The sequence below is a fragment of the Streptomyces sp. NPDC003038 genome (assembly GCF_040611115.1).
In the GTDB taxonomy this organism is placed as follows: domain Bacteria; phylum Actinomycetota; class Actinomycetes; order Streptomycetales; family Streptomycetaceae; genus Streptomyces.
Genome location: NZ_JBEXNN010000046.1, coordinates 21,364 through 27,517 on the forward strand (window position 1 = coordinate 21,364; position 6,154 = coordinate 27,517).

The 6,154-nt window shown below is 75.4% G+C and carries 7 protein-coding genes and 1 pseudogene; 4 read left to right on the forward strand and 4 right to left on the reverse strand.

Features of this window, described 5'->3' with window-relative positions; genetic code table 11:
* Positions 1-3: 3 nt before the first annotated feature.
* Positions 4-651 (forward strand): precorrin-8X methylmutase, encoded by a 648-nt coding sequence (locus ABZX75_RS31585; protein WP_355416736.1) that lies wholly within the window; start codon positions 4-6, stop codon positions 649-651.
* The gene (locus ABZX75_RS31590; protein ID WP_355416739.1) at positions 648-2,144 is read left to right on the forward strand and encodes a precorrin-2 C(20)-methyltransferase; all 1,497 of its coding nucleotides are present in this window, start codon (positions 648-650) and stop codon (positions 2,142-2,144) included. The genes ABZX75_RS31585 and ABZX75_RS31590 overlap by 4 nt, the downstream gene beginning before the upstream one ends.
* 116 nt (positions 2,145-2,260) lie before the next feature.
* On the opposite strand, the gene ABZX75_RS31595 is transcribed toward ABZX75_RS31590, so the two are convergent.
* From ABZX75_RS31595 to cbiE, 3 genes are all read right to left on the reverse strand, one after another.
* Positions 2,261-3,094: a cobalt-precorrin-6A reductase gene (locus tag ABZX75_RS31595; protein WP_355416758.1), complete on the reverse strand. Its 834-nt coding sequence runs from the start codon at positions 3,092-3,094 to the stop codon at positions 2,261-2,263.
* 190 nt (positions 3,095-3,284) lie between these two features.
* Positions 3,285-4,034, reverse strand: a complete 750-nt coding sequence (gene cobM, locus ABZX75_RS31600) for a precorrin-4 C(11)-methyltransferase (RefSeq protein WP_355416742.1) — start codon at positions 4,032-4,034, stop codon at positions 3,285-3,287.
* A complete protein-coding gene (cbiE, locus tag ABZX75_RS31605; RefSeq protein WP_355416745.1) occupies positions 4,031-5,335 on the reverse strand; it encodes a precorrin-6y C5,15-methyltransferase (decarboxylating) subunit CbiE in 1,305 nt (434 codons plus the stop codon). The genes cobM and cbiE overlap by 4 nt, the downstream gene beginning before the upstream one ends.
* 122 nt (positions 5,336-5,457) lie before the next feature.
* Between cbiE and ABZX75_RS31610 the strand changes: the two are divergent.
* Both ABZX75_RS31610 and ABZX75_RS31615 read left to right on the forward strand, forming a co-directional pair.
* A pseudogene (locus tag ABZX75_RS31610) lies at positions 5,458-5,580 on the forward strand (short-chain dehydrogenase); the annotation flags it as partial.
* Entirely contained in the window at positions 5,580-5,720 is a 141-nt protein-coding gene (locus ABZX75_RS31615; protein WP_355416748.1) for a hypothetical protein, read from the forward strand. The pseudogene ABZX75_RS31610 and the gene ABZX75_RS31615, both read left to right, overlap by 1 nt.
* On the opposite strand, the gene ABZX75_RS31620 is transcribed toward ABZX75_RS31615, so the two are convergent.
* On the reverse strand, positions 5,717-6,043 hold the full coding sequence (locus tag ABZX75_RS31620; protein WP_355416752.1) for a hypothetical protein: 327 nt from the start codon (positions 6,041-6,043) through the stop codon (positions 5,717-5,719). The genes ABZX75_RS31615 and ABZX75_RS31620 overlap by 4 nt on opposite strands.
* Positions 6,044-6,154: the final 111 nt, after the last annotated feature.

The following is a 6,154-nucleotide window of genomic DNA, read 5'->3' on the forward strand; positions in this document are numbered from 1 at the left end:
GAAATGAGCGAGTACACAGTGTTCGAGTACGAGAAGGACGGCGCCGCGATCTACCGCCAGTCCTTTGCCACGATCCGCGCCGAGGCGGACCTCTCCGGGCTGCCCGCCTCGGTCGCGCAGGTCGCGGTGCGCATGATTCACGCCTGCGGAATGACCGACCTCCCACAGGACTTGGGGTACACCCCAGAGGTGGTGCTGCGCGCCCGCGCGGCCCTGAAGGCGGGTGCGCCGATCCTGTGCGACGTGCAGATGGTCGCCAGCGGAGTCACCCGCAAGCGGCTGCCCGCCGACAACGACGTGATCTGCACCCTCTCCGACCCGGCCGTGGCCGGCCTCGCCGCGAAGATGGGCACCACGCGCAGCGCCGCCGCGCTCGAAGTGTGGCGCGACCGCGGCCTGTTGGAGGGCGCGGTGGTCGCCGTCGGCAACGCGCCCACCGCGCTGTACCGACTGCTGGAGATGATCGAGGAGGGTGCCCCGCGCCCCGCCGCCGTCATCGGCGTTCCCGTCGGCTTCATCGGCGCCGCCGAGTCCAAGGACGCCCTCGCCGAACACCCCTCGGTGCTCGACCACTTGATCGTGCGCGGCCGGCGCGGCGGCAGCGCCATCGCGGCCGCCGCCGTCAACGCGATCGCGAGCGAGGAAGAATGAGCGACCAGGACAAGGGGCGTCTCTACGGCGTCGGCCTCGGGCCCGGTGACCCCTCGCTGATGACCCTGCGCGCCGTCGAGGTGATCGCCGAAGCGGACGTCGTCGCCTATCACAGCGCCCGCCACGGCCGCTCCATCGCCCGCTCGATCGCCGCAAAGCACCTGCGCGCCGACCACATCGAGGAGCCGCTGGTCTACCCGGTCACCACCGAGACCACCGACCACCCCGGCGGCTACCAGGGCGCCATGGAGGAGTTCTACGAGGCCGCCGCCGCCCGCCTGGCCGAGCACCTGGACGCCGGCCGGACCGTGGCCGTCCTCGCCGAGGGCGACCCGCTCTTCTACAGCTCGTACATGCACATGCACAAGCGGCTCGCGGAGCGGTACGAGACCGAGGTGATCCCCGGCGTCACCTCGGTGAGCGCCGCCGCCGCCCGGCTCGGCACCCCGCTCGTGGAGGGCGAGGAGGTCCTGACCATCCTGCCCGGCACCCTGCCCGAGGAGGAGCTCACCGCCCGCCTCGCCGCCACCGACTCGGCGGTCGTGATGAAGCTCGGCCGCACCTTCCCCGCCGTGCGGCGGGCGATGGAGGCCGGCGGCCGGCTCGCCGAGGCCCGCTACGTCGAGCGCGCCACCATGGCCGGCGAGCGGACCGGAGCCCTGGCCGACACCGACCCGGACAGCGTGCCGTACTTCGCCGTCGCCGTCGTCCCCAGCCGGATCGGCAACCCGGGCAGTGTGCCCTCCGGCCCGGGTGAGGTCGTCGTCGTCGGCACCGGCCCGGCGGGCCCGCTCTGGCTCACCCCGCAGACCCGGCGCGCCCTGGCCGACGCCGAGGTCCTGATCGGCTACACCACGTACCTGGACCGGGTCCCGGTCAGGCCGGGCCAGATCCGGCACGGCTCCGACAACAAGGTGGAGTCGGAACGCGCCGAGTTCGCCCTCGACCTCGCCCGGCGCGGCAAGCGGGTGGCCGTGGTCTCCGGCGGCGACCCCGGGGTCTTCGCCATGGCCACGGCGGTCCTGGAGGTGTCCGGGCAGGCGGAGTACAAGGACGTGCCCGTACGGGTCCTGCCGGGGGTGACCGCGGCCAACGCGGCGGCGGCCGCGGCCGGTGCCCCGCTCGGCCACGACTACGCCACCATCTCCCTTTCGGACCGGCTCAAGCCGTGGGAGGTCATCGCGGAGCGGCTGCGCGCGGCCGCGGCGGCGGACCTCGTACTCGCCCTGTACAACCCCGGCTCGCGCAGCCGGACCTGGCAGGTGGCGCAGGCGCGCGAGCTGCTGCTGGAACTGCGCTCGCCGCAGACCCCGGTGGTCGTCGCCCGCGACGTGGGCGGCCCGGCGCAGTCGGTGCGGATCGTCACGCTGGCCGAACTGGAGCCGTCCGAGGTGGACATGCGCACGATCCTGCTGATCGGCTCCTCGCAGACCCAGGTCACCGACCGGGCCGACGGTTCGAGGATCACCTGGACGCCGCGCCGGTACCCGTGACCGGGTGAGGTGGTGTCCGGGCCGGGGTCCGGGGCGGTGAACCGCCCCGGACCCCGGCCTTTTCGGGACGTCCTGCCGTCCCGGAGCGCGTACCGGGGCCCGAGGCTCGGCTGGAGCTACGAAAGCCCGGCGCCGCCGAGCCAGGACAGGGCCGCGGCCACCGAGCCCGCCTCCGGTACGCGCTCCGGGACGGCGGGACGGCGTACGACGAGGACCGGGATGCCCGCTTCGCGGGCCGCGGCCAGCTTGGGCGCGGTGGCCGAGCCGCCGCTGTCCTTGGTGACCAGGACGTCGATCCGGTGCCGGGCGAGCAGCTCCCGCTCGTCGTCCAGGGTGAACGGACCGCGGGCCAGCAGGACTTCGAGGCGCGGGGGCACCGGCGCGGCCGGAGGATCCACCGAACGCACCAGGAACCAGGTGTCGGTGAGATGCGCGAAGGTGTGCAGTCCCATCCGGCCGGTGGTCAGGAACGCGCGGCGGCCGAGGGCGGGCAGCAGGGCGGCGGCCTCGGCGAGGGAGTCCGCGAAGGTCCAGGCGTCGCCGGGACCGGGCGCCCATCCGGGGCGGCGCAGCGCGAGCAGCGGAACTCCCGTGAGGGCCGCCGCCTCCGCCGCGTTGAAACTCATCCGCTCGGCGAAGGGATGGGTGGCGTCGACCAGGTGGGTGACGTGGTGGGCGGTGATCCACCGCGCCAGCCCGGCGGGACCGCCGAACCCGCCGATCCGGGTCTCGCCCGGCGGGAGCACGGGAGCGGCGACCCGCCCCGCGAGCGAGGTGGTCACGCGGGCCGCCTCCGGCGGGACGGGCGGCGCGGGCACGACCCCGGCCGGGTCGGCCCGGCCTGCGGCGGTCGCGTCCGGTTTCCGGTGCTCGGCCGCGCGCGCCGGGTCGGCGGGCCCGGGGGGCCCCGGGGTGCCGGGGGTTCCGACTGGCCCGGGGGTTCCCGGCATCCGGGGGGTTCCGAGCGTCCCGGGGGGCCCCGGGGTGCCGGGGGTGCCGGGGGTTCCGGTCGGGCCGTGCGGGGCCGCCGGAGGCGGCTGGGCGCCTTCCGGCGCCGCCGGGGTGGCGGTCAGGGCCGCCGCCAGGCGCCTGGCCTCCGTGGTGCCGCCCAGGATCAGGACGTGCCGCCGGGGGGCGCGTTCAGCAGACATGCCGGTCGCGTTCGGGGGAGTACAGGTGGCTGTCCCGGAACTGCTCGGCGCCCAGGGTGCGGCCCACGACGATGACGGCCGTGCGGACCAGGCCCGCCTCCTTCACCTGGGCGGCGATGTCCGTCAGCGTGCCGCGCAGGATCAGCTCGTCGGGGCGGCTGGCCATCGCCACCACCGCCACCGGGCACTCGGGCCCGTAGTGCGGCAGCAGTTCGTCCACGACCCGGTCCACATAGCGCGTGGCCAGGTGCAGCACCAGCAGCGCGCCGCTGCGGCCCAAGGTGGCGAGATCCTCGCCGGGCGGCATCGGGGTGGCCTGCTGGGCGATGCGGGTCAGGATCACGGTCTGACCGACGGTGGGGACGGTCAGCTCCCGCTTCAGGGCGGCCGCCGCCGCCGCGAAGGCCGGTACGCCCGGGACGACCTCGTACGGGATGCCGGCCGCGTCGAGCCGTCGCATCTGCTCCGCGACCGCGCTGAAGATGGACGGGTCACCGGAGTGCAGCCGCGCCACGTCCCGGCCCGCCGCGTGGGCCCGTACGCACTCGGCGATGATCTCGTCCAGGTTCAGCTGCGAGGTGTCGACGAGGCGCGCGTCCGGCGGGCACTCGGCCAGCAGTTCGCGCGGGACGAGGCTGCCGGCGTACAGGCAGACGGGAGCGGCGGCCAGCGTCCGGGCACCACGCACGGTGATCAGGTCCGCGGCGCCGGGGCCCGCGCCGATGAAGTACACGGTCATGTCTGATCCTTCTCGTTCGTCGTCTGTGCCGTCTGGGCCGTCTGGGCCGCCTGTGCCGTCCGCGCCGTCGGCTTCGTCACGGACCATTGGGTGACCGGCATCGCCTGCCGCCAGCCCGTGAAACCGCCCACCGGCACGGCGTGCGCGACGGCGAGCTTCACCAGTTCCCCGCCGTGGCGCCGGTAGCGGTCGGTGAGGACCGCCTCCGACTCCAGAGTGACCGTGTTGACCACCAGCCGGCCGCCGGGGACCAGCGCCGCCCAGGCCGCGTCCAGCAGGCCCGGCGCCGTCAGCCCGCCGCCGATGAACACCGCGTCGGGTGCCGGGAGCCCGGCGAGCGCCTCGGGGGCGGCGCCGGTGACCACGCGCAGGCCCGGAACGCCGAGCGCCGCCGCGTTACGGGTGATGCGCGCCGCCCGCACCGGGACGCGCTCCACCGCCACCGCCCGGCACGAGGGGTGCGTCCGCATCCACTCGATGCCGATGGAACCGGAGCCGCCGCCGATGTCCCACAGCAGCTCGCCCGGGGCGGGGGCCAGGGCGCACAGGGTCGCGGCCCGGACGTGGCGTTTGGTGAGCTGCCCGTCGTGCTCGTACGCGGTGTCCGGCAGGCCGGGGGTCGCGCCGAGCCGAGGGGTCTCGCCCGCCGGGTCGCGGCGGCACTCCACGGCCACCACGTTCAGCGGGTCGCCGGGCGGACGGTCCCAGCCGTCGGCCAGACCCTCGTACGCGTCCTCGCGCTCGGACCCGAGCTGCTCCAGCACCCGCATGCGGCTCGGGCCGAAGCCCCGCTCGCGCAGCAGGGCGGCGATCTCGCCCGGGGAGCCCGCGCCCGCGCTCAGCACCAGGACCCGCCGCCCCTCGTACAGCGCGGCCCCGAGCCGGGCCACGGGGCGGCCGACCACCGTGACCACCTCGGTGTCCTCCACCGGCCAGCCGAGGCGGGCGCAGGCGTACGACACCGACGAGGGATGCGGATGGACCAGCAGGGCCCCGGGGCCGAGCTCCTGCGCGAGGGCGCGGCCGATTCCGTAGAACATGGGGTCGCCGCTGGCCAGCACCGCGATCCGGCGGCCCGCGTGCTCCGCCATCAGCTTCGGTACGGCCGGCCGCAGCGGGCTGGGCCACGCCACCCGCTCACCGGCGCACCGTTCGGGCGGCAGCAGGTCGAGCTGGCGCGGCCCGCCGATCAGCACCTCGGCGGAGGTCAGCGCGGACCGCGCGGCGGCGGTGAGCCCGGCCCAGCCGTCGGCGCCGAGGCCGACGACCGTCACGGATATGGGGGGTGATGCGGAGCTCACTGCGCGGTACCTCGGAGAACGGGAGAGGGAAGGGGCAAGGCCGCAGCCTACTGGCCCGTCCGGCCGGGCCCGGGACGGCACGGGCTACCCTCGGTAACTCGCCGCGTCCTGAGGGAGCTGCCGTGCCCGGCTGGAATGCCGCGGACATCCCCGGCCAGAGCGGCCGCACCGCCGCCGTGACCGGGGCCGACAGCGGCACCGGCTACGTCGCCGCCCGCGAGCCGGCCCGCAGTGGCGCCCCGGTGTGAGCCCGTCCGCCCCCACGGCGCCTCCGCCCGCCCCGTACGGGACCTCGCCCGCGCGCCCCGTCCGGCGCAGACTCCTCGGCATGGACGACGACGCCCCGGACAACCACCCAGAAGCCCACGACCCCGAGACGGCCTAGCGCGGGCGCAGGGAGCGCCAGATGAGGTCGGGGAGGAGGCGCGCCGCCTCGTCGAGGTCCATGGCGTAGGTGCTCGACAGCCAGCGCTGCGAGAACTCGCGGGGCGGGCCGACGACCAGCACTTCGAGCAGGGACTCGGGGAGGGCCGCGATCTCGCCGCGCTCGATGCGTGCCCGCATCCACTCGGTCATGACCGCCGAGGAGGCCGCCTTGGCCGCGCCGATCGGCTCGGCGTGGGCCGCCAGGTAGCCGGAGTAGGCGAAGGCGTGCAGGAACAGCGCGGAATCCCGGTGCTCCCGGGCGAAGCGGGGCCTGTCCGGCACGATGCGCCGGGCAGGCCCTTACTGATCGTTTCAGAATGCGGTGCGTAGCCGTCTCAAGCAGATGATGGAGCAGGCGAGTTCGAGGAGGCCCTGGTGGAGGTCTGCGCGTAT

Bases quoted from the DNA above. Each gene is read 5' to 3' on its own strand.
- ABZX75_RS31595 (WP_355416758.1), bottom strand. From the start codon at position 3,094: ATGCCGGGAACCCCCGGGCCAGTCGGAACCCCCGGCACCCCGGGGCCC.
- cobM (WP_355416742.1), bottom strand. From the start codon at position 4,034: ATGACCGTGTACTTCATCGGCGCGGGCCCCGGCGCCGCGGACCTGATC.
- ABZX75_RS31585 (WP_355416736.1), top strand. From the start codon at position 4: ATGAGCGAGTACACAGTGTTCGAGTACGAGAAGGACGGCGCCGCGATC.
- ABZX75_RS31590 (WP_355416739.1), top strand. From the start codon at position 648: ATGAGCGACCAGGACAAGGGGCGTCTCTACGGCGTCGGCCTCGGGCCC.